21 protein-coding genes and 4 tRNA genes are annotated in these 21,082 nt (G+C 67.8%); 5 read left to right on the top strand and 20 right to left on the bottom strand.

Features of this window, described 5'->3' with window-relative positions:
- Positions 1-81 precede the first annotated feature (81 nt).
- The 4 genes from AC3ZI9_RS06415 to AC3ZI9_RS06430 form a co-directional block, all read right to left on the bottom strand.
- Positions 82-2,211, bottom strand: a complete 2,130-nt coding sequence (locus AC3ZI9_RS06415) for a 3-hydroxyacyl-CoA dehydrogenase NAD-binding domain-containing protein (RefSeq protein ID WP_444566854.1) — start codon at positions 2,209-2,211, stop codon at positions 82-84.
- A 3-nt stretch (positions 2,212-2,214) separates the two neighbouring features.
- Positions 2,215-3,456 carry a thiolase family protein gene (locus AC3ZI9_RS06420; protein ID WP_444554012.1) on the bottom strand — a complete coding sequence of 414 codons (1,242 nt, stop codon included), beginning with the start codon at positions 3,454-3,456 and terminating at the stop codon, positions 2,215-2,217.
- Between the two features lie 136 nt (positions 3,457-3,592).
- Positions 3,593-4,885 carry an HRDC domain-containing protein gene (locus tag AC3ZI9_RS06425; RefSeq protein WP_444554011.1) on the bottom strand — a complete coding sequence of 431 codons (1,293 nt, stop codon included), beginning with the start codon at positions 4,883-4,885 and terminating at the stop codon, positions 3,593-3,595.
- Positions 4,886-4,907: 22 nt separating this feature from the next.
- On the bottom strand, positions 4,908-5,516 hold the full coding sequence (locus AC3ZI9_RS06430; RefSeq protein ID WP_444566863.1) for a DUF3000 domain-containing protein: 609 nt from the start codon (positions 5,514-5,516) through the stop codon (positions 4,908-4,910).
- A gap of 239 nt (positions 5,517-5,755) precedes the next feature.
- Between AC3ZI9_RS06430 and AC3ZI9_RS06435 the strand changes: the two genes are divergently transcribed.
- Complete coding sequence (locus AC3ZI9_RS06435; protein ID WP_444566853.1) at positions 5,756-7,249, top strand: L-lactate permease; 1,494 nt, start codon at positions 5,756-5,758, stop codon at positions 7,247-7,249.
- Here AC3ZI9_RS06435 and AC3ZI9_RS06440 read toward each other — a convergent pair.
- The 5 genes from AC3ZI9_RS06440 to msrB form a co-directional block, all read right to left on the bottom strand.
- Positions 7,157-8,251: a DUF817 domain-containing protein gene (locus AC3ZI9_RS06440; protein WP_444554009.1), complete on the bottom strand. Its 1,095-nt coding sequence runs from the start codon at positions 8,249-8,251 to the stop codon at positions 7,157-7,159. The genes AC3ZI9_RS06435 and AC3ZI9_RS06440 overlap by 93 nt on opposite strands.
- Positions 8,139-9,170 carry a threonine aldolase family protein gene (locus tag AC3ZI9_RS06445; RefSeq protein WP_444554052.1) on the bottom strand — a complete coding sequence of 344 codons (1,032 nt, stop codon included), beginning with the start codon at positions 9,168-9,170 and terminating at the stop codon, positions 8,139-8,141. Before AC3ZI9_RS06445 ends, AC3ZI9_RS06440 begins: the two co-directional genes overlap by 113 nt.
- Before the next feature lie 63 nt (positions 9,171-9,233).
- Complete coding sequence (locus AC3ZI9_RS06450; protein ID WP_444566852.1) at positions 9,234-9,965, bottom strand: SDR family NAD(P)-dependent oxidoreductase; 732 nt, start codon at positions 9,963-9,965, stop codon at positions 9,234-9,236.
- A 9-nt stretch (positions 9,966-9,974) separates the two neighbouring features.
- The gene (locus tag AC3ZI9_RS06455) at positions 9,975-11,366 is read right to left on the bottom strand and encodes a DUF6421 family protein (RefSeq protein WP_444566851.1); all 1,392 of its coding nucleotides are present in this window, start codon (positions 11,364-11,366) and stop codon (positions 9,975-9,977) included.
- 190 nt (positions 11,367-11,556) lie between these two features.
- Positions 11,557-11,991, bottom strand: coding sequence for a peptide-methionine (R)-S-oxide reductase MsrB (msrB, locus tag AC3ZI9_RS06460; protein ID WP_444554006.1), 435 nt, complete (start codon positions 11,989-11,991; stop codon positions 11,557-11,559).
- 119 nt (positions 11,992-12,110) lie between these two features.
- On the opposite strand from msrB, the gene AC3ZI9_RS06465 reads away from it, so the two are divergent.
- Complete coding sequence (locus AC3ZI9_RS06465) at positions 12,111-13,376, top strand: alpha/beta hydrolase family protein (RefSeq protein ID WP_444554005.1); 1,266 nt, start codon at positions 12,111-12,113, stop codon at positions 13,374-13,376.
- Here AC3ZI9_RS06465 and ybaK read toward each other — a convergent pair.
- From ybaK to AC3ZI9_RS06480, 3 genes are read right to left on the bottom strand one after another with little or no spacing between them, the layout of a single operon-like run.
- A complete protein-coding gene (gene ybaK, locus AC3ZI9_RS06470; RefSeq protein WP_444554004.1) occupies positions 13,373-13,885 on the bottom strand; it encodes a Cys-tRNA(Pro) deacylase in 513 nt (170 codons plus the stop codon). The two genes, AC3ZI9_RS06465 and ybaK, sit on opposite strands and share 4 nt — an antisense overlap.
- Before the next feature lie 11 nt (positions 13,886-13,896).
- Positions 13,897-14,343: a SufE family protein gene (locus AC3ZI9_RS06475; RefSeq protein WP_444554003.1), complete on the bottom strand. Its 447-nt coding sequence runs from the start codon at positions 14,341-14,343 to the stop codon at positions 13,897-13,899.
- Positions 14,344-14,372: 29 nt separating this feature from the next.
- The gene (locus tag AC3ZI9_RS06480; protein WP_444554002.1) at positions 14,373-15,284 is read right to left on the bottom strand and encodes a sulfurtransferase; all 912 of its coding nucleotides are present in this window, start codon (positions 15,282-15,284) and stop codon (positions 14,373-14,375) included.
- 173 nt (positions 15,285-15,457) lie between these two features.
- On the opposite strand from AC3ZI9_RS06480, the gene zapE reads away from it, so the two are divergent.
- Entirely contained in the window at positions 15,458-16,498 is a 1,041-nt protein-coding gene (gene zapE / locus AC3ZI9_RS06485) for a cell division protein ZapE (RefSeq protein ID WP_444554001.1), read from the top strand.
- A gap of 7 nt (positions 16,499-16,505) precedes the next feature.
- On the opposite strand, the gene AC3ZI9_RS06490 is transcribed toward zapE, so the two are convergent.
- From AC3ZI9_RS06490 to AC3ZI9_RS06500, 3 genes are read right to left on the bottom strand one after another with little or no spacing between them, the layout of a single operon-like run.
- On the bottom strand, positions 16,506-17,009 hold the full coding sequence (locus tag AC3ZI9_RS06490; protein WP_444561231.1) for a class I SAM-dependent methyltransferase: 504 nt from the start codon (positions 17,007-17,009) through the stop codon (positions 16,506-16,508).
- Entirely contained in the window at positions 16,990-17,223 is a 234-nt protein-coding gene (locus tag AC3ZI9_RS06495) for a class I SAM-dependent methyltransferase (protein WP_444553999.1), read from the bottom strand. The genes AC3ZI9_RS06490 and AC3ZI9_RS06495 overlap by 20 nt, the downstream gene beginning before the upstream one ends.
- 39 nt (positions 17,224-17,262) lie before the next feature.
- Positions 17,263-18,453 carry a benzoate/H(+) symporter BenE family transporter gene (locus AC3ZI9_RS06500; protein ID WP_444553998.1) on the bottom strand — a complete coding sequence of 397 codons (1,191 nt, stop codon included), beginning with the start codon at positions 18,451-18,453 and terminating at the stop codon, positions 17,263-17,265.
- Between the two features lie 56 nt (positions 18,454-18,509).
- Here AC3ZI9_RS06500 and AC3ZI9_RS06505 point away from each other — a divergent pair, with 56 nt between their 5' ends.
- On the top strand, positions 18,510-19,118 hold the full coding sequence (locus AC3ZI9_RS06505; protein WP_444566850.1) for a helix-turn-helix domain-containing protein: 609 nt from the start codon (positions 18,510-18,512) through the stop codon (positions 19,116-19,118).
- Between the two features lie 92 nt (positions 19,119-19,210).
- Here the strand turns inward: AC3ZI9_RS06505 and AC3ZI9_RS06510 are convergent, their stop codons facing one another.
- From AC3ZI9_RS06510 to AC3ZI9_RS06530, 5 genes are all read right to left on the bottom strand, one after another.
- Complete coding sequence (locus AC3ZI9_RS06510; RefSeq protein WP_444553996.1) at positions 19,211-19,438, bottom strand: Rv0909 family putative TA system antitoxin; 228 nt, start codon at positions 19,436-19,438, stop codon at positions 19,211-19,213.
- Between the two features lie 136 nt (positions 19,439-19,574).
- A tRNA-Gly gene (locus AC3ZI9_RS06515) sits at positions 19,575-19,651 on the bottom strand.
- 34 nt (positions 19,652-19,685) lie between these two features.
- Positions 19,686-19,757: transfer RNA gene (locus AC3ZI9_RS06520), tRNA-Val, on the bottom strand.
- Between the two features lie 28 nt (positions 19,758-19,785).
- Positions 19,786-19,856 (bottom strand) — tRNA-Cys (locus AC3ZI9_RS06525).
- A 63-nt stretch (positions 19,857-19,919) separates the two neighbouring features.
- A tRNA-Gly gene (locus AC3ZI9_RS06530) sits at positions 19,920-19,993 on the bottom strand.
- A 205-nt stretch (positions 19,994-20,198) separates the two neighbouring features.
- Here AC3ZI9_RS06530 and AC3ZI9_RS06535 point away from each other — a divergent pair.
- A complete protein-coding gene (locus AC3ZI9_RS06535; RefSeq protein WP_444566849.1) occupies positions 20,199-21,044 on the top strand; it encodes a cytochrome in 846 nt (281 codons plus the stop codon).
- Positions 21,045-21,082: the final 38 nt, after the last annotated feature.

The raw sequence follows: 21,082 nt of genomic DNA on the forward strand, positions 1-21,082 counted from the left end.
CCTTTCATGACCACGCATGACGGCGATGCCCCGTCAGCGGGGCATCGCCGTCATGTCGGACAACTCACAGGATCCGGTGGGTCACTCCGCGTGGAAGCGGGCCCCCCGGATGCGTTCGGAGGCACCGACGCGGTCCAGGTACGGCGTGATGCCGCCCAGGTGCATCGGCCATCCGGCGCCGAGGATCATGCACAGGTCGATGTCCTCGGGACCGGCGACGACCCCCTCGTCGAGCATCAGGCCGATCTCCTCGGCCAGGGCCTCCTGGGTGCGGACCAGCAACTCCTCGGACGTGCTCGGCGTCGAACCGAAGCTGAGCAGCTCGAGGGTGGAGTCCGGGATGGACCGGGTGCCGTCGTCGTGCTGGACCCAGAGGGACTTCACGCCGTGGTCGATCAGTGCCTGCTGGTTCGCCGAGACTCGGAAACGGTCGCCGAAGGCCTCATGGAGGGATTCCGTGACGTGCTGGGCGACCGGGACCCCGACCATGGCCAGGAGCGTGAACGGGCTCATCGGCAGACCCATCGGGCGCAACGCGTTGTCGGCGATCTCGGCGGGGGTGCCGTCGTCGAAGGCGTTGGACACCTCGCCCATCAGGCGCAGCAGGACACGGTTGACCACGAAGGCCGCCGCATCCTTGACCAGGACCGCCGTCTTGCGCAGGTCCTTGGCCACGGCGAAGGCGGTGGCCAGGACGGCGTCGTCCGTCTTGGGGGCCCGCACGATCTCGATGAGCGGCATGGCGGCCACCGGGTTGAAGAAGTGGAAACCGACCACCCGCTCGGGGTGCAACAGATCGGCGGCCATCTCGGTGACCGACAAGGAGGAGGTGTTGGTGGCCAGGATGCATTCGGGGGAGACCACGGCCTCCACCTCGGCGAAGACCTGCTTCTTGACCTGGAGTTCCTCGAAGACGGCCTCGATGACCAGATCGGCGTCGGCGAAGGACTCCTTGGAGACCGAACCGGTGACCAGCGCCTTCGTGCGGTTGGCCGCGTCCGCGGATATCCGCTTCTTGGCCAGCAACTTATCGACCTCGCCATGGATGTAGGACAGGCCCTTGTCCACCCGGCCCTGATCGATATCGGTGATGACCACCGGGACCTTCAACAACCTGGCGAAGAGCAGGGCGAACTGTCCGGCCATCAGCCCGGCCCCGACGACACCGATCTTGGTGACCGGGCGGGCGAGCTTGCGGTCCGGGGCCCCGGCCGGGCGCTTGGCCCGCTTCTGCACCAGATCCAGGAAGGAGTAGACGGTGTCGTGGAATTGCGGGGTCTGCATCAGTTCGACCAGGGCGGCGCATTCGAGCCGCGCCGATTCCCCCTGGCTGATCGTCTTGCCGGCCTCGAACACATCCAGGACCTTGCCCGGGGCCGGAGCGGCGCCGGCGGTCTTCGCCTCGACGAAGGCCCGGCCCTTGGCGACGGCGGCATCCCACCGTTCGGCCACAGCCGGATCGGCGGCCGGATCCACGGCGTTCGGCCGGGCCACCTCGGCCCCCGACAGGACGGTATCCGCCCAAGCCAGGGACTGCTCGAGGAAGTCGGCGGGTTCGAACAGGGCATCGGCGATGCCCAGCTTGTAGGCGGCCGGGCCGGCCAACGAGCGGTTGTTGTTCAACGGGTTCTCGATCATCACCGTCGTGGCGGCTTCGGGGCCGATCAGGCGCGGCAGGCGGTAGACGCCGCCCCATCCGGGGACCAGGCCGATGAACGCCTCCGGGAGACCGAGGCCGTTGGCCCCGGAGGAGACGGTGCGGTAGTTCGCGGCCAGCGCGACCTCCAGCCCTCCGCCGAGGGCAACGCCGTTGATGAACGCGAAGGTGGGGACCCCGAGATCGGCCAGCAGATCGTAGGCGGCATGACCGAGATCGGCCATCAGTGCCCCGCTGGCGGATTTCTTCAGCGTCTTCACCGTCGTCAGGTCCGCCCCGGCGACGAGGAAGTGGGGTTTTCCGGTGACGGCCAGGGCCTGGATCTGCCCGGCAGCCGCCCTCTCGTGCTGGCGGTTGAGTTCCCGCCCGAATTCGATGAGGGTTCCCGGGCCCAGGGTGGTCGGCTTGCTGTGGTCCAGCCCGTTGTCCAGGGTCAGCAACGCCAGCGTCGCCCCGGAGGCCAGCGTGACGTCGGAAACCAGGGTGTGGGTGATGATTTCGTCGGGGACCTGCTCGGCGAGTGCCTCGAAGCGGTCAAAATCCTTGGTGGCCATGTCTCAGGCGTCCTTCCCGTAGTCGGCGTGGTGGGGGTTTTCCCAGATGACGGTGCCGCCCATGCCCAGGCCGACGCACATGGTGGTCAGGCCGTAGCGCACGGAGGGGTCGGCTTCGAACTGCCGGGCGAGCTGGTTCATCAGCCGCACGCCCGAGGAGGCCAACGGGTGCCCGACGGCGATGGCCCCACCATAGCGGTTCACCCGCGGGTCGTCGTCGGCGATCTCGTAGTGGTCCAGGAACGACAGGACCTGCACGGCGAAGGCCTCGTTGATCTCGAAGAGCCCGATGTCCTCGATGGTCAGGCCGGCCTGGGCCAGGGCCTTCTGAGTGGCGGGGACCGGGCCGATGCCCATGACCTGTGGTTCGACGCCGGCGAAGGCGTAGCCGACCAGGCGCATCTTCGGGGCCAGCCCGAGCTCCTCGGCCGTCTCGGAGGAGGTCAGTAGGGCCGCGGTGGCGCCGTCGTTCAGTCCGGCGGCATTGCCGGCGGTGACATGGCCGTGGGCGCGGAAGGGGGTGCGCAGGGACTCCAGGTCCTCGAGCGTGGTCCCGGGCCGGGGCGGTTCGTCGGTGGTGTTGAGGGCCCATCCCTCACCCGGGCGGCGCGCCGCGACGGGAACCAGGTCGGGCTGGATGTCGCCGGCCTCATAGGCGGCGGCCAGCTTCTTCTGGCTGGCCAGGGCGTAACGGTCGGCCCGTTCCTTGGTGATGGCCGGGAAACGGTCGTGCAGGTTCTCGGCGGTGTTGCCCATGTTCAGGGCCGCCGGGTCCACGAGGCGTTCGGAGACAAAGCGCGGGTTCGGATCGGCATCGGCGCCCATGGGGTGGTTGCCCATGTGCTCGACACCGCCGGCCACGACGACGTCGTAGGCGCCGAAGGCGATGGAGGAGGCGGTGGTGGTCACCGCGGTCATCGCTCCGGCACACATCCGGTCGATGGCGAAGCCTGGAACGGACTGGGGCAGTCCGGCCAGCAAGGCCGCCGTACGGCCGATGGTCAGGCCCTGGTCACCGGTCTGGGTGGTCGCGGCGATGGCGACCTCGTCGATGCGCTCCGCCGGGACCTCGGGGTTGCGGCGCAGCAGATCGCGGATGCACTTGACCACCAGGTCATCGGCGCGGGTGCCGTGGTAGATGCCCTTGTCTCCGGCCTTGCCGAAGGGGGTGCGGACGCCGTCGACGAACACGACGTCGCGGACCTGCCGGTTGCGCGGCAGCGCGCGTGCGGATGTTGGGCTCACTGGGGGTGACTCCTTGCGTGGAATGAATGTGATCCAGTCCATATGTTACCGGTGAGTAACTAGAGGCGCAAGGCGTGCGGGACCCGCCGTGTCACCGGTGGGCCGCAAGACCCCCGCAGCAGGTGGGCGGGGCCGGTCATTCGGCCTTGGAAGCGTGCTTCTTCGGCAGGGGATCGGGATCCAGGAAGGCGACGGTGATGATCGGAGCGGTTTCGTGGATCTGCCAGTCACGGGCTCCCAGTTCGGCCAGGGCGGCGGCGATGGCTTCCGGGGTGACCTCCTCCGGTGGTCGCCAGGCCAGCCGACGCAGGGTGTCGGGGGTCAGCAGGTTCTCTGTGGGCATCTCCAACTGCTCGGCCCGCCGGGCGACCCGGGGTTTGGCGGTGCCCAGGCGGCGGGCCGCGGCCTCGTCCTTATCCGGCCAGGTGCGGGCCGGCGGTGGGGCCGAGGTGGGGATGTGCATGGGTGGCAGCTCGTCGGCATGCCGGGCCGACTGCAGGCAGCGCAACCAGCGCGGGGCTTCCTTGCTGGCCGCCCGACCATGGAAACCGGGGGTCTTGAGCATCTGCGGGACGGTGGTGGGCATGGCCTTGGCCGCCGCGATCAGTGCGGCATCGGGAATGAGGCGGCCGGGGGCGACGTCGCGGTTCTCCGCCAACGACTCCCGTTCGAGCCACAGGGCCCGGACGGCAGCGAGCTGGCGACGGTCGCGCAATTGGTGCAGGCCCGAGGTCCGGCGCCACGGATCAACGCGCGGGGCCGGGGCCGGGGCGGTGCGGATGGCCTCGAATTCCTCGGCCGCGAACCCCAGCTTGCCGGATTCCTCCAGCAGCTCGGCCAGGGCGATCCGCAGCTCGTCGAGGACCTCGACATCCAGGGCGGCGTATCTGAGCCAGGAATCGGGAAGCGGGCGGGTGGACCAGTCGGCGGCGGAGTGTTCCTTGGCCAGCCGCAGGCCCAGCAGGGACTCCACGACCGGGCCGAGGCCGACGCGCGGCAGGCCGGCGAGGCGCCCGGCCAACTCGGTATCGAAGAGCGCGTCCGGGTGCATCCCGAGTTCCCCCAGGCAGGGAAGGTCCTGGGTGGCCGCATGCAGGATCCATTCCACCCCCTGCAGGGCCTCGTTCACGGGGAGCAGGTCGTTGAAGGGAACCGGGTCGATCAGCCAGGTCCCCGCGCCGCGGCGGCGGAGCTGGACCAGGAAGGCGCGTTGGCCGTAGCGGAACCCCGAGGCCCGCTCGGCGTCCACGGCCACCGGCCCGCTACCGGCCGCCAGGGCGCGGGCGGCACGGAGCAGACCGGCGTCGGTGTTGACCACGGGGGGAACTCCATCGCGGGGTTCCGTCAGCGGGGTGGGTTCGGGCGCCGGGGGCGTCGGATCCTCGAGATCGGTGGGGGCGGGGGTGCTGTCGGTGTGCGAAGTGGTCATGATGGAACCAATTCTAGTGGATTCAACTCCGGCGGCGGCGTGGAAGGGCCGTCACGCCCTCCGGCAGGGGTGGCAAACCGGCGAAGGTGCACACCATATCGCTCCAGGCCTCCAGATGGGACCGGAGCTCGGCACCCTGCGGGGTCCAGGAGGCCCGCAACTCGATGTCGATGGTTTCGGGCCGCTCCTGCAGACTGCCGAAGCTCTGCGAGAGCATCCGCGTGGCGGTGCCCCCGGCCTCGGCATAATCGGCGTCGTTCTCGTGCAGGGCATCGAGCAACCAGGTCCAGGCCACGGAACCGAGCATCTGATCGTTGCCCATCTCGGCGTCGAGCTGGGCCCGGATGTAGGTGACGATGCGGAAGGTGCCGTTCCAGAGGTCGGAGCCATCGGGATCGTGCAGCAGGATGAATCGTCCCGTCGCCAATTCATTGTCCTCATCGGCACTGCGGGACTCGGTCAGTGCGGTCGCCGCGGGGCCGTGGGGGGACCCGTGGACCCGCGGTGGGGAGTCCAGGACCTGGGCGGAAAGAGCCACCGCGAACGGAGCCAGCCGTGCGGGGGCCGGGATTTCGGCCAAGTGCATTTCGGCACGGCAATCGGCCTGACGGAGTCCGGAGAGCGCCGTCATGAAGTCTGGGGGAACCTGTGCCAGGTCGCCAAGAGCGGTCACGGAACCGAGTCTAGGGTCATCGGTCCGGGGGGCCCGGAAGGCTCGCCGTTGTCCTGCGGGGCGGAGCCCGCCGCTGGGGGAGGACCCCGTGGCACAGCGGTGCACCGTGCCGGTTCGGGCCCGGTGGACTACGGTCGTTCGGGGCGTGCTGTTCGCCGCCACGCGCCATGGACGATCAAGGAACCGGGAGGTGGACCATGTTGGCTGTAGCCGCTGCCGTACCGATCGTGCTCGCGGGCGTGTTGTTCTTCCTGGGCATCAGATCCACCCGGATATCCGTCTGGTCCTTGGCGGTGGGCCTGGTGGTGGCCCTGCTCTTCTTCCCGACGCCTTGGTCGGTGGTCGCCGGGTCGTTGGGCGCCTTCGCCCCGACCATCATCGAGATCCTGCTGATCCTCTATGCCGGGGTCCTGCTGAGCCGGATCATGTCCACCACGGGTGCGATGGCCTCGATTTCCGGCTGGCTACGCTCGAGTGCCCCGTCACGGCGGACCGGGACGCTGCTCGTGGTCTTCGGGATCGTCCCCTTCGCCGAATCGGTGACCGGTTTCGGCATCGGGGTCACCGTGGGCGTGCCGATCCTGCGGTTGATCGGACACTCGGTGCCACGATCGACGATCTTCTCGCTGCTCGGGCTGCTCGCCGTTCCCTGGGGTGCGCTCGGCCCCGGGACCCTGCTGGCCTCCGAACTATCGGGGACCTCGCTGCTGGAGGTCGGGATCCGTTCGGCGATCATTTCCCTGCCGGTCATGCTCGGGGCGGCCTTGCTGGTGACGTTCCTGCTGCGCCATGAAGGGTCCGTGGGCCGGCTGTTCGGCGGCGCCGTGGCCAGTGCCCTGTTGCTCTGGGCGGGGATCCTCGGGGCCAACATCCTGCTGGGAACCCCCTTGGCGGGGGTGATGGGCTCCCTCTTTCCGATCGCCGGGCATCTGCTGGTGTATCGATGGCGCGGATCGCTCGTCGCTGCCGGATGGGTGGTGGCCCGGGCCGCCCTGCCCTATGCCGTCATGGCTGCCGGGTTGCTCACCACCCGGGCCGTGGTGTCGTCCCTGGGGGAGACGCAGCTGGGCCTGCGCGCGATCAGCAGCCCGGCGACCTGGCTCGTCTGCGCCTGTCTGGTTGCCCATTTCGGTCCGGGGCAGCGAAACGGTAGCGGGGGGCCGGAAACGCGGCTGCGGCGCCGGGCGGCCTCGGCCTTCGGGACGTGGCTCCCGGTGGGCGTGGTGACCTTCTGCTTCACCGTCCTGGGCTCGGTACTGGCGTCCACCGGAATGGGCGCGGAGCTGGGAACGGCCTTGGCCGCCATGGGCGGCAGTTATCTGGTGATCGCCCCGGCAGTGAACGCCCTGGCCGGTTTCATCACCGGGTCGAACACCGCCGCCAACGCCATGCTGACCGCCACCCAGACCCAGGTGGCCACCGAACTGGGCAGTTCGGTCCTGCAGATGGTGGCAGCGACCAACGTGGCCGCCTCAATGGCAACGATGGCTGCGCCTTCACGGCTGCTGTTGGCCTATGAATTGGCCGTGGCGACCCCGGTGGGGGCCCCGACCGGCGGGGGAGCCGGGGGCAGGCCCGAGGACCCGCTGGATGCCGAATCAGCGGTCAACCGGTGGGTCCTGCCGCGGATCTTCGGTTTGTTGATCGTCGTTTCGGCGGTTCTGGGGCTGGTCACCTGGGTTCTCTTCTGACCCGGTTCCATCGCTGGCCCGCGGCTGGACCCGCCACGGTTCAGGCGGCTGCGGCGGGTAGACCCAGGCGACCAGCACCACCGAGATGATCATGAGCAGCAACCAGGAGCCGAGTTTGCTGATCGAGACGAATTGCCAGCCGTCGAGTTGGTCGGGGTAGGCCCAGGCATTGGACCAGGTGGCGATGTTTTCGGCGAACCAGATGAACAGGGCCACCAGCACGAAGGCGAGCACCAGCGGCATCCGCAACCGCACCCGGAAGATCCGGAAATGCATCCAGCTGCGACCGAAGACCACGGCCACCGCCCCCATCAGCACCCAGCGTAGATCGACGATGTAGTGGTGGGTGAAGAAGTTCAGGTAGATGGCGGCGGCCAGCACGGCGGTGGCCCAGCGGCGGGGATAGCGATCGAAGCGCAGATCGAAGAGCCGGAAGACCCGGACCATGTAGGAGCCGACCGCCGCGTACATGAAGCCGCTGTACAGCGGGACGTGGCCCAGATGGAGCAGTCCCTCGCCCGAATAGATCCACGACCCGACACCGGTCTTGAACAATTCCATGCCGGTGCCCACCACATGGAACAACACGATGACCCGCAGCTCGCGCAGCGTCTCCAGACGGAAGACGACCATGAGCACCTGGATGAGGACCGCGGCGAGGGTGACCGCATCATTGCGGGCCAGGGCCACGTCCTGGGGGTACCAGAGCCGGGTGGCCAACAAGACCACCAGCATGGCCGCCCCGAAGACGCAGGCCCACGCCTGTTTGGACGTGAAGACCGCGAATTCGATCAGGACCCTGGCCGTCCTGCTGTCGGGGAAGCGGCCGATGAGGCGATGGGCCAGGGACTCGAGGCGCTGCTCGAGCGTGGTGGAGCGGGCGTTGGCGCTAGCCAGCAGCGACCTCCGTGCGGATGGCCGCGGCGAAGCGGTCGACGTCCTCCTCGGTGGTGTCGAAGCCGCACATCCACCGGACCTCGCCGGTGGCTTCGTCCCAGTCATAGAAGCGGAAGTCCTCGCGCACCCGGTCGGCCGCTGCGGGGGGCAGCTTCGCGAACACGGCGTTGGACTCCGTGGGCTGGGTGATTTCCAATCCGTCGATGTCCTCCACCGCGGCCCGGAGCCGCTGGGCCATCGCATTGGCGTGGGACGCCGAGCGCTGCCAGAGGTCACCGCCGTACAGGGCGATGAGCTGGGCGGAGATGAAGCGCATCTTCGATCCGAGCTGCATGTTCATCTTCCGCAGGTATTTCAGTCCGGTGGCGGCCTCCGGATCCAGTACGACGATCGCTTCGCCGTACATCATCCCGTTCTTGGTGCCCCCCATGCTCAACACATCGATCCCCGCATCGCGGGTGAACGCCCGCAGGGGCACGTCCAATGCCGCCGCGGCGTTGGAGAGGCGGGCCCCATCCATATGGACCTTCATGCCTAATTCGTGGGCATGGGAGGTGATCGCCTTCAGTTCCTTGATCGTGTACAGCGTGCCCAGTTCAGTGGACTGCGTCAGGGAGACCGCCAACGGCTGGGCGCGGTGTTCGTCGCCCCAGCCCCAGGCCTCCCGGTCGATCAGCTCGGGGGTCAGTTTGCCGTCCGGGGTCGGCACGGTCAGCAGCTTCATCCCGCCGGCGCGTTCGGGGGCACCATTCTCGTCGACATGGATATGCGCCGTATCGGCGCAGACCACGGCACCCCACCGGGGCAGCAACGATTGCAGTGCGGTCACATTGGCCCCGGTTCCGTTGAACATCGGGAAGGCTTCGGTGGCCGGCCCGAAATGGGACAGGATGACGTGCCCGAGCCGCTCGGTGTATTCATCTTCGCCGTAGGCGATCTGGTGGCCGCCGTTGGCGGCGATCAAGGCCTCGATGATCTCTGGATGGACCCCCGAGTAGTTATCCGATGCGAAGCCGCGGACCATGGTGTCGTGCAGGGATGTGCTCACGTTTATCCTCAGAAGTTGCTGGTGGGAAGTCGTCCCAGTCTATGCCTGCGGCACCAGGGACAAACGGGTGCCGTTCAAGGTCCCGGCATCGGCGTCGAACAGTCCGGCGACCGCACTGCCGAAATCGGCGACGTCGGTGAACCCGGTGAATTCCTTCTCGGGTTCGGCCTCGCGGGCCGCGGCGTCGACGAAGGCCTTGATGACCAGAACGACGGCGGCGGAACGCTGGGGGACGGGATCCTGCTTATGGCCGGACTGGGCGGCCCGCAGGCCCCCGGCGGTGGCCATGGTCCACGCTTCGGCCGCGGCCTTGACGCTGATGTAGTTCGCTCCCGACGCGCTGGGGCGCTGGACCGCAGTGGAAGAGACCACGGCGAGCCGTCCGACGGGGGAGTCGGCGATGTCCTGGTAGAAGGCCCGGGAGGTGTTGCGCAGGGTGGTGAGGACGTGGCGGTGCAGGAAGTCGTAGTCTTCATCCGATTGTCCGCCCAGCCCCTTGCCTCCCCGCCAACCGCCGACCAGGTGGATGAGCCCGTCGATGGCTCCGACCTCGGCGTGGATCCGTTCTGCCAGCGCCGTGGTGGCGGCGTAGTCGCCCAGATCGGTGGCGTAGCGCTCCGAGACGAACCCCAGGCGTTCTTCCAACCGGGCCGCGTTGGTCCCGACGGCCAGGACCCGGGCCCCGGAATCATGCAGTGCCCGGGCGGCGGCCACCCCCGAGGAGGACGTGGCGCCGGCAATGAGGACGGTGGGTATATGCGGTGTGCTCATCTGGCTAGTCTAGGCCGAGGCCGGGACGTCGCCGGCGGTGATGCCGACCGTGGATTCAATGACCGGCTTCATCTTCTTGCCCAGCGCCTCGTAGAACATCGACAGCGGGAACTCATCGTCGAGGACCTGGTTGGTCATTTCCTTCAGGGGCTCCGTCAGCGGCAGGGCTTCCTTGCCCTTCGCCCAGACCGAGGCCGGGTGCGGGGTGAGCGTGGAGGACACCAGGTCGTAGGCAGCCAGCCAGTGGGAGATCTTCGGCCGGTCGATGGAGCGCCAGTACAGATCGTCAATGGCATCGCCCAGGGAGCTGACGACCTGGGCGATGGCGTCCCAGTCGATGGTCAGCTTGGTATCGGTCCAGTGCAGCACGTGGTGCTGGTGCATCCAGGCAAAGAGCAGCTGTCCGCCGAGCCCGTCGTAGTTGCGCACGCGGTTGCCCGTGATGGCAAAGCGGAAGATCCGGTCGAAGATCACCGTGTACTGCACCAGGCGGGCATGCCGGGCGGTCTCGGGGTCCGAGGCGGGGGAGGCGGCGATCTTGACGCATTCGCGGAAGGCGGTGAGATCGCAGCGCAGTTCCTCCAGGGAGTACAGGAAGAAGGGCATGCGCTGTTTGATCATGAAGGGATCGAAGGGCAGGTCCCCGCGCATGTGGGTGCGGTCGTGGATCATGTCCCACATGATGAAGGTTTCCTCGGTCAGCTTCTGGTCGGCCAGGAGTTCGGCGGCCTCGGCCGGCAGATCGAGATTGGTGATCTCGGCCGCGGCGGCGACGACCCGACGGTAGCGGGCGGCTTCGCGGTCCTGGAAGATCGCGCCCCAGGTGAACGCCGGGGTCTCGCGCATGGCCACCGACTCGGGGAAGAGTACCGCGGCGTTGGTGTCGTAGCCGGGGGTGAAGTCCAGGAAGCGCAGCGGGACGAAGAGCTTATTGGAGTAGTCCCCGGCTTCCAGTTCGGCGATGAAGTCGGGCCAGATGACCTCGACCAGCACGGCTTCGACGAAACGGTTCGATGACCCGTTCTGCGTGTACATGGGGAACAGGACGAGGTGGCGCAGCCCGTCGACGCGGTCCAGCTGCGGCTGGAAGGCCTGGAGCGAGTCCAGGAAGTCCGGGACACCGAAACCGCCCTCGGCCCAGGCCTTGAAGTCGGCGACCACCTGATCCAGGTATTCGTCGTCGTGCTCGAAAAGGGGGCGAAGTTCCGCCACGGCATCGGTGATGGTGGTGGTCAATTCCGCAGCGCGGGCCCGATCGTCTGCTTCGGGGACCGAACCGTCCTTGACCTGCAGCTCGTGGAAGGCGGTGGCCGCCGCCTTCAGCTCAAGCCACGAGGGATGGTTGGCGAGGTCCTCGCCGTGTCCGCTGGTGGTGTCATGGGTCATGGTTGCCTGGGACATCGGTCCTGCACCTCGAATCATCTCCGGGGCCGCGCTGGGTGCGCCGGCCTGCTGCCGTGGTGGTTCCAGCCTAGGAGAGATCAAGCACTGCTGGCGTGTGGAGCGAGTGAGGCCAAGAGATACTCATGCTTGTGCGGAGGAATACCTTCCGCAGACCCAGCGCGGGGGCAGGCTGCCGTGGCAGTCGCCGCTAGGCCTGGGCGGGACGCAGGGTCAGCGACACCGAGTTGATGCAGAAGCGCTGGTCGGTGGGGATGTCCAGCCCCTCGCCCTCGAAAACGTGCCCCATATGGGAATCGCAGGAAGCGCAGCGGACCTCGATGCGTTCCATGCCCAGGGACTTGTCATGCAGATAGCGCACGGTCCCTTCGGCCAGGGGAGCGAAGAAGGAGGGCCACCCGCAATCGGAGCCGAACTTCTCCTTGCTGGTGAACAGCTCGGCCCCGCAGGCCCGGCAGGCGTAGACACCTTCGGTGGTGCTATCCCAGTACTCGCCGGTGAAGGGGCGCTCCGTCCCTGCTTGTCGAAGCACCTGGTATTCCTCGGTGCTGAGTTCTTCCTTCCACTGTTCATCGGTCTTGGTGACGGGGAAGGACTGGGCGTTCGAATCAGAAAATGTACTCACATCCGGTCCAACGCCCGGGGAGGCCCGGCCATTCCCGCGGTGGCCGGTCCGGACCCCCGGGTGAGCTGATGAGCCGGCGGGGACTTGGCGCACCCGGGTTGACTTGCCATGATGGGTACATGCGCGAGTACACACGGACCGCCGACCCTGCGACCCCCCAGGCCCCCATGATGCGGTGGGCCGTCCTCGGTGCCGGTGCCGGTGTCGCCGCCGGCTCCCTGCTGGCCGCCAGTGCCTCCGCGTTGGCCGGATACTTCGCCCGGCAAGTGGTGCTTCCGGTACGCAAGACCGAGGATCTGGCGATCCTCGCCGTCGTGCGCGGGGACGAGGGAATGGAAGTGATCCTGCCCGCCACCGCCGAAACCACCGATCCCGGTACCTATTCGCTGTACTTCGACGTCGGCCGCGGCCACGCCAGGATCGGGGAGATCCTCTCCTTCACCCCGGCCGAAGGCACCATCGCCCGCCGCGTGGAGCACGTGTACTCGGGAAACCTGGAGACCGCGGTGCGTGGCTGGTGGTCCGGCGCGGTCTACGAGACCCCCGAGGACGCCGGGTTCGCCTTCGAGAGCGTGGACATCCCCACGTCGGTGGGCAACGCCCCGGCCTGGGTGGTTCCCGGAACCGATCGCGCCGACACCTGGGCGATCATGGTGCACGGCCGCGGGGCGGCACGCACCGAGGGCCTGCGGGCCTTGTCCACCACTGCGGAACTGGGCATCAGTTCACTGCTGCTGTCCTACCGCAACGACGGGGTGGCCCCGTCGGCCGCCGATCAGCGCTACGGACTGGGCAGCACCGAATGGGAGGACGTCGACGCCGGGATCGACTTCGCCCTTCAGCACGGGGCACGCAACGTGATCCTCATGGGCTGGTCCATGGGCGGGGCCATCAGTTTGCAGGTGGCCGATAAATCTCGGCATAAGCGCCATATCCAGGCACTGGTCCTGGATGGCCCCGTGGTGAACTGGATCGACGTCCTGCGCCACCAGGCCAAGGTCAACCGCATCCCCGAAGCCGTCGGGCGGCTCGGGCAATGGTTGCTCTCCAACCGGGCGGGCCGCGCGATCACCGGACTGGCGGCCCCGGTGGACCTGAAGGAGCTGAACTGGATCGCCAAGGCCGACCAGCTGCGCGTTCCCACCCTGATCCTGCATAGCGAAGACGACGACTTCGTGCCGGTGGGCCCCTCGGCCCAGCTGGCCGAACTCAATCCCGAGATGGTCACCTTCGAACGCTTCACGCTCGCGGCACATACCCGCGAGTGGAACGTCGATCCCGAACGCTGGGAGCAGACGGTCATCCGGTGGCTCTCGCGGATCATCGTGGCCCCCAAACCCGGGGCGGGGAATCCCGGCAGCCGGGGCCGCGGCCCGAAGGGCTAGGGGCCGGCCAGCGGAACCGGACGCGCGCCGGTCAACCGGATCAGATCCTGCGGAGCCAATTCAATCTCCAGCCCGCGACGCCCGCCCGAGACGTGGATCGTGGGCCAGTCCAGTGCGGAATCATCAAGGACCGTCGTGGAAGGGTGTCGTTGACCCAGCGGGGAGATCCCGCCCAACACATAGCCGGTACGGCGTTGCGCGTCGGCCGCCTGCGCCAGATGGACCTTCTTCACGTGCAGGGCCATGGCCGCCGCCTTGAGATCCAGCGACCCGGTCACCGGGACGACCGCCACCGCGAGCGCCTCGGACCCCGGGCGGCCGGTATCGATCAGTAGGGTCTTGAAGACCCGGGCGGGATCCACCCCCAGGGCCTCCGCGGCTTCGGCACCGTAGGACGGAGCCTGCGGATCATGCGCGTAGGCATGGGTCCCGTATTCGGCCCCGTCCGCGTCCAGGAGCAGGGTGGCCGGGGTGCCACCGGCGTCGTGGGCGTGCTTCTTCCTGGACATCACGGGGCCTGTTACGCGGCCAGGCCTTCGGCGACCTTGCGTTTGATGCGGCCCAGCAGCGAGGACATCCCGCGCATGCGCAGCGGGGTGATGGCCCGGGTCAGCCCGAGCCGGTCGGGCATGTCGTTGGGTACGGCGAGGATCTCGGCGGCCGGCAAGCCATCGAGGCCTTCCGCCAGGACGCCCGCGAAACCCCGGGAGGTCGGGGCCTCCGGCGGCGCCGAGAAGAACAGACTGACTTCCCGGGCGTCGGTATCGGCGATCTCCAGGGTCAGGAACAGCGGGGTCTGGCATTCCACGACCCGTTCCAGCAACTCCGGGTGTTCGGCGAACCGCTCCGGCAGGGCGGGTAGTTCGTCGGAGAACTCCAGGAGCAATTCGAGGCGCTCGCGCTCGGTGATTGCGTTGAAGTCATCGATGATCTCCGCCAGGGCGGAGGGAATGGCAGTCTCACTCATGGGTGCATGCTCCTTGGTGGGCGGGGGGCCTAGCTGCGGGATGACGAGGCCGGGGCCTCGCCACGCTCGGTACCGACGGCGATCGGAACCCGGACCGCGTTGCCCCATTCGGTCCAGGAACCATCGTAGTTGCGAACGGAATCGAAGCCGAGCAGGTGCTTGAGCACGAACCAGGTATGGCTGGACCGTTCGCCGATCCGGCAGTAGGCAATGACGTCGTCCCCGGGCTTCAGCCCCGCCTCGTCCAAGTAGAGGGCCTCCAGCTCGGGACGGCTGCGGAAGGTGCCGTCCTCGTTGGCCGCCTTGCTCCAGGGAACCGAGGCAGCGGTGGGGATGTGCCCGCCGCGCAACGTGCCTTCCTGCGGGTAGTCCGGCATGTGGGTGCGTTCGCCGGTGTATTCCTCGGGGGAGCGTACGTCGATCAACGGCTTGCCGAAGTGGGCGCTGACATCCTCGCGGAAGGCTCGGATCGCGTCGTCGTTGCGGGGGACCACTGGGTAGTCGACGGTTTCGGGCCGGGGCTTTTCCCTAGTCGTCTCGCGTCCTTCGGCCAACCATTTATCGCGGCCGCCGTCCAGCAGCCGGACGTCTTCGTGGCCGAACAGGGTGAAGACCCAGAGTGCGTAGGCGGCCCACCAGTTGCTCTTGTCCCCGTAGATCACCACGGTGGTCTCCCGGGTGATGCCCTTGGACCCCATGAGCCGGGCGAAGGCTTCACCCTCGACGTAATCGCGGGTGACCTCGTCGTTCAGGTCGGTGTGCCAGTCGATGTTCACGGCGCCGGGGATGTGCCCGGTGGAGTAGAGCAGGATGTCTTCGTTGGATTCCACGACGACCAGGCCGTCATCCTTCAGATGCTCGGCCAGCCAATCGGTGGAGACCAAGCGCCCGGGATGGGCATAGGCGGAGAACTTGGCAGTGGTATCGGCGGCAAGGCCCATGAGGATTCCTCGTTTCACACGGTGGCTGGGGATCTGTCTCCAGCCTACGTCTTCGGGTGCCGGCCTGCTGGGTCGGGCGTCACGTGCCGGTGGCTTTGCGCGCGAGGCGTAAAGTTGGTCATGGTGCGCCCCGCGTGCCGGCCCGTCCCCTCACAAAGGAACCGACCCCGCCCGTGGCACACATCGAACACCTGACCGAACGCATCCCCCAGGTCTCGCCCGACGAACTCCTGGCCGGATTCCATCCGTCCTACCGGTTCGGCGTGGTCTCCTTCGACACCTTCCGTCCGGATCCGGCGCAGCCTTCACAGACCGAGGCGGTGGAGGCCCTGCGGGCCTTCGCCGAGGGCGTCGGTGGCTCGAAGAAGTCCCTGCTGGGACGGATCTTCGGGGGGAAGGGACCGCAGACCAAGGCCGGCATCTATCTCGATGGCGGGTTCGGCGTGGGCAAGACCCACTTGTTGGCCTCCCTCTGGCACGCGGTTCCCGGCCCCAAGGCCTTCGGTACGTTCGTTGAATACACCAACCTGGTCGGCGCCCTGTCGTTCCGCAAGACGGTGGAGGTCCTCAGCGGCTACAACCTGGTGTGCATCGATGAATTCGAACTCGACGATCCCGGTGACACGGTGCTGATGTCGCGGCTGATGCGTGAACTATCCGATGCCGGAGTCAAACTCGCGGCGACCTCGAACACCCTGCCGGGCTCCTTGGGCGAGGGGCGCTTCGCCGCCGTGGACTTCCAGCGCGAGATCCAGGTGCTGGCGGACCAGTTCGATGTCCTGCGCATCGACGGCGACGACTTCCGCCACCGTGGCCTGCCCGAGGCGCCCCGGCCCGTGGATGATGCCGCCCTGGAGTCCACCGCCACCGAACTCTATGCCGATAAGGTCCTGGCCATCGATGACTTCGAAGCGCTGGTGAAGCATCTGTCGAGCGTCCACCCCAGCCGTTACCGGCAGTTGGTGGACGATATCGACATCCTGGTCCTCCACGAGGTCCGGACCATCACCGAACAATCGCTGGCCCTGCGCTTCGTCGTGCTGGCCGACCGGCTCTACGACAAGGACGTTCCCGTCCTGGCCAGTGGGAAACCGTTCAACGAGTTGTTCACCGAGGAGATGATGGCCGGGGGGTACCAGAAGAAGTACTCCCGTGCCGTGTCGCGGCTGACGGCCCTGGCCCGAGAAGGCCAGAAGGCCGAAGTGGCGATCTAGCCTCGGTTCACGAGGTGGTCGTGACGCCCGTGGTGGCGAGCACGATGAGCAACCGGTGCCGGGCAGCCACGGGATCGCCTTCCCAAGTACCCATGACCTCGACGTGCTCGAAGCCCGCAGCGCCCAACGCTTCGATCAGCTCGGTTTCGGTGCGGAAGTACAGGGCGCTGGTGAAGATCCTGTCGGTTCCGTTGGCGAAGAGGTTATGGCTGTCGAAGACGACGACGCCGGGGCGCACCGATGTGACTTCCAACCATTCGGTGAAGGTCCCGAATGCTGCCGGGCGGACATGGGTTGTTTGGTCCGGAGTCCAGTTCTTCCATTCGCGGTGGGCCGGGTTGCGCGTTTCGAAGGCCAAGGCCCCGCCCGGAGTGAGGCTGCGTCGAAGATGGTCGAGCGTCTCCACGAGCTCGTCCGTGCCGATGTGCATGAAGGCGTTCCCGGTGCAAAGCACCAGATCGGCAGGAGCCGAGGGGTCCAGGACACGGGCATCACCGTCGATCCACCTCACCGCACCCGCCCCGGGCCGGCGGCGGGCGTATCCGAGCATCGTGGGGGCTCGGGTCCACACCGATGACCTCGCGCCCGGGGGCCGTGAGGGTTCGGGTCAGCAGCCCGGTGCCGCACCCCAGATCGATGATCTTTCCGGCACCGAGGGTGTCGGCGAGCGACCGGTAGTACTCGTGGTCCCGCCCTGCCGGGTGAGCGGTTTCGTAGAGGGCCACGAGATCCTCGTCGCCCTAGGGGTCCACCATGATCTCAGCCTAATGGCGTCCCGGACGTTCTATCGCCCATCTGACCAACAGCCCCCCGGCCAGCCCCCAGAATGCGGCGCCGACCCCCAGGAACGCGACGCCGGAGGCGGTGATCATGAACGTGGTCAACGCCCCGAACCGGGAGCGTGGGTCCTCGAGGGCGGAAGAGGCCGCGGCACCCAGGGTGCCGAAGAGCGCCAGACCCGCGGCTGCGGTCAGCAGGCCCTCGGGGGCGGTGACGGCGATCGCCCCCACCACGGTGGCCCCCAGACCGAGGAGGAAGTAGAAGCCGCCGGCGGAGACCGCGGCGATCCAGCGGCGCGAACGGTCGGGTCCGGCTTCCTCGCCGGCGGCGAGGGCCGCGGAAATCGCGGCCAGGTTGATGGCATGCCCGCCGAAGAAGGCGGCGCCGAGTCCGGCAGCGCCGGTGGCCAGCATGGAAGCGGTCCAGGGGGTCTTGTAACCGAACCCGGACAGGACGGCCATCCCGGGGATGTTCTGCGAGGCCATGGTCACGATGTACAGGGGCACCGCGACGCCGGTGGCTCCGGCCCAGGTGAATTTCGGCAGGGTGAATTCCAGCCGGGGCCATAGATCGCCGGGCAGCGCCGTTCCGGTCTGGGCCGCGTTGAACAGGACGATCAGCAACGTGGCGGCCATGGCAGCCGGGACGGCCCACCGAGGCGCCCAGCGCATGCACACGAGCCAGACCAGGATGATCGCCCCGGCCATGAGCGGGACATTGGCCAGTGCGTGGAACGGGGCCAGACAGAGTTCGAACAGGACCCCGGCGAGCATCGCCTGGGCCAGGGGTGCCGGAAGCCTTCCGAGCAGCCGCCCGATGACCGGGACGGCACCGGTGAGGAAGATCAGCAGGGCACACATCACGAAACCGCCGACGGCCTCGTCCCAGCCGAGCCCGAGCCCGCCGGCGGCCGCCAGCAAGGCGGCACCGGGAGTCGACCAGGCGAAGGTCACCGGACGCCGCGTGGTGACCGCGATGGCAACGGTGCACAAGGAGAACGAGATGGTCAGCGCCAGTAGCCCGGAAGCGGCCTGCCCGGGGCTGGCGCCCACGGCGCTGAGCCCGGCCAGGACGACGGTGAAGGAGGAGGTGAATCCCACCAGGGCGGTGACCAGACCGGCAGTCAGTGGGCGGACGAGATCGCCCGGGGCGGTGGGAACTGGAGTATGGGACATGACCTCGACTGACGGTGGTTCTGTTTACGGAACGACTCTCAGCGTAGTCTGGGTCCATGTCAGCCGCAATCGATCCCCGCATGCTCCACGTCGGCAACCGGATCCGCACGCACCGGCAAGGTGCCGGGCTGTCGCTGACCGGCCTGGCCACGGCCGCGGGCATCGGCAAGGGGACGCTCTCCGAACTCGAGCACGGGCAGCGCAACCCGACCTTGGAGACCCTCTATGCCGTCGCCGGGGTGCTGGGAGTCCCGTTGGCCGGCTTCGTCTCCACCGATGACGGACACCAGCCGGTGGCCTCGCAGGCCACCGGGGGAGCCGGGCCGCTGCCGGGCGATGGAGCGATCTCGGTGGGAGGCGGCCCGGTATCGGCCCGGTTGCTGGAGGCCCGCCGGGTCGCCGACGGGTCGTTGATCGAAGTGTATTGGCTCACGATCGGTCCGGGCCGGAGGGTTTCCCCGGCCCATGGACGGGGCGTGGCCGAACGCCTGGTCCTCGTGGAGGGGGAGGCCGAGGTGGGGCCGGAGGGCCGGACCAAACGGATCAAGGCCGGGCAGGCCCTGTCATGGGAGTCCTCTGGTCGACATGTCTACTCATCGGACGTGGGTGCCGAAGGGGTGCTGACCATCATCAATCCGCCGATCCCCGGGGCCGCCGGGCGTTAACGGGCAGGTGCCGGCCCCGCCTCCCGGCGGGACCGGCACCTGTTTGCCGTGCTCGTGGGCCGGCAGGCGTCCTGTGGGGGACGCGTGGAATTCTAGGTCGGAGGATTCGAGTCGTTGCCGGCTGCCTTGTCGAGAAGGTGGTGGGCGGATTCCTGGAGGTGTTCCACCTGCTCGGAATACCTGCCACCGGTTTTCTCGTCGACGAAACCGCCGACACCGCCTACGGCCCCACGGAGCTTCTCGGCTCCGTCTTCGGCCACTGTCGCGGCCTTGTCCTTGAGTCCCTCGGCCTTGCCCTTGAGCTCGTCAAAAAAAGCCAAGTGCCACCTCCTCTCCTCCGGGAAGCCTTCGAGGCTTCCGTGTGATCACCATCATACCGGCGGACCGCCGGCCAATTCGAGGGGAAGGCAACAAAAAAAAACCGCCTGGTCGACCCTGGGGTCATCCGGCGGTTCGTGGAGCGGACAGCGAGACTCGAACTCGCGACCTCCACCTTGGCAAGGTGGCGCTCTAGCCAACTGAGCTATGTCCGCATAAAAACGCTCCGCCGTGGCGGAGCAGTTTCAGTGGGCGATACTGGGTTCGAACCAGTGACCTCTTCCGTGTCAGGGAAGCGCGCTACCGCTGCGCTAATCGCCCTCTTCAGGGTGCAACATTACCGTATGCGAGGTGGGGACGGGATTCGAACCCGCGTATACGGCTTTGCAGGCCGCTGCCTAGCCACTCGGCCACCCCACCGTGACCCGGACCGGTTTCCCGGTCCCGGCTCGATCGACGAATCGACCGTTACAGTGACTTGCGAGCGGACAACGAGATTCGAACTCGCGACCTCCACCTTGGCAAGGTGGCGCTCTAGCCAACTGAGCTATGTCCGCATGTCGGAGAACTGCTCCGTTTCGGTCGCTTTTAGCTTTCCGAACCGGTGCGTTCCAACGAGTAAAAACTCTATACGACGATTCCCCGAAGTTCCAAATCGGGGATGTCATGGGAGCGTCGGAGGGCGGAATCAGGGGGACGAACGGCGCCTGGATCGCCGGTGCGGCACCCGATGCGTCGGACCGGCATGCCAGAATCGTGGGCATGACTTCACCTGCCCTGGCCCACCAGACCACGTACGGCCGCATGTACTCCCGCAAGATCAACGGCCTGCCCGAGGTCCCCTCCATCACCACGGTGATCGGCCAGGCGTCCATGTCCCTGGACGGCTGGATCGGGCACGTGGCCGCCACGGCGGTCACCCAGGACGACCGGCTCGGCGCAGCGGTCGGCAACAAGGCCAAGCTGCGCACCGTGGCGCGGGACGCCTCCAACGCCGCGGAAACCTACCGCAACGAGGCCGCGGCCCGCGGGGACCGCGTCCACAACTACTGCGAACAGGTGGCGCTGCGGGCCTTGGGACGTCCGCATTCCGCCGCCGAGGCACGGGAGGTCCTCCTGGAAAAGGACGAAGGCGGATTCGCCTCGCGCTTCGATGACTGGTGGGACGAATACCGGGTGGAACCGATCGCTGCCGAGGTCACCGTCTGGAACCACACGGTGGGCTATGCGGGAACCCTGGACCTGGTCGCCCGGATCGGTGGACGGCTATGCCTGATCGACTACAAGACCAAGGGCACCGATCGGGACGGGCGGGTCAAGGCATTGGATCCGAAGGTCGTCATGCAGTTGGCCGCCGGCTACAAGGCCGAGGAGGTCGTGGTCGACGCCGAGGCCGGAACCTGGGAGCCCTGGCCCTACGGCGAGGATCCGATGCTGCTCGGGGTGGCCGTGGGGCAGACCGAAGTGCGCACCCTGATGGCCCCGCCCGAGGTTCTGCCGGCCTATTGGAGCAGGTTCTTCGCCTTGCGCCGGGTCTGGGAATCGGGGGTGAAGGTCTCCGAGGCCGGGACCGCGCTGCGGGCCGTGGGACCGCCCCCGGCCCAGTAGACTGGTTCCTGCGTACCGGTGCTGCCGCCAGCAGGGCC

This window comes from Arthrobacter sp. AOP36-F1-5, assembly GCF_058137995.1.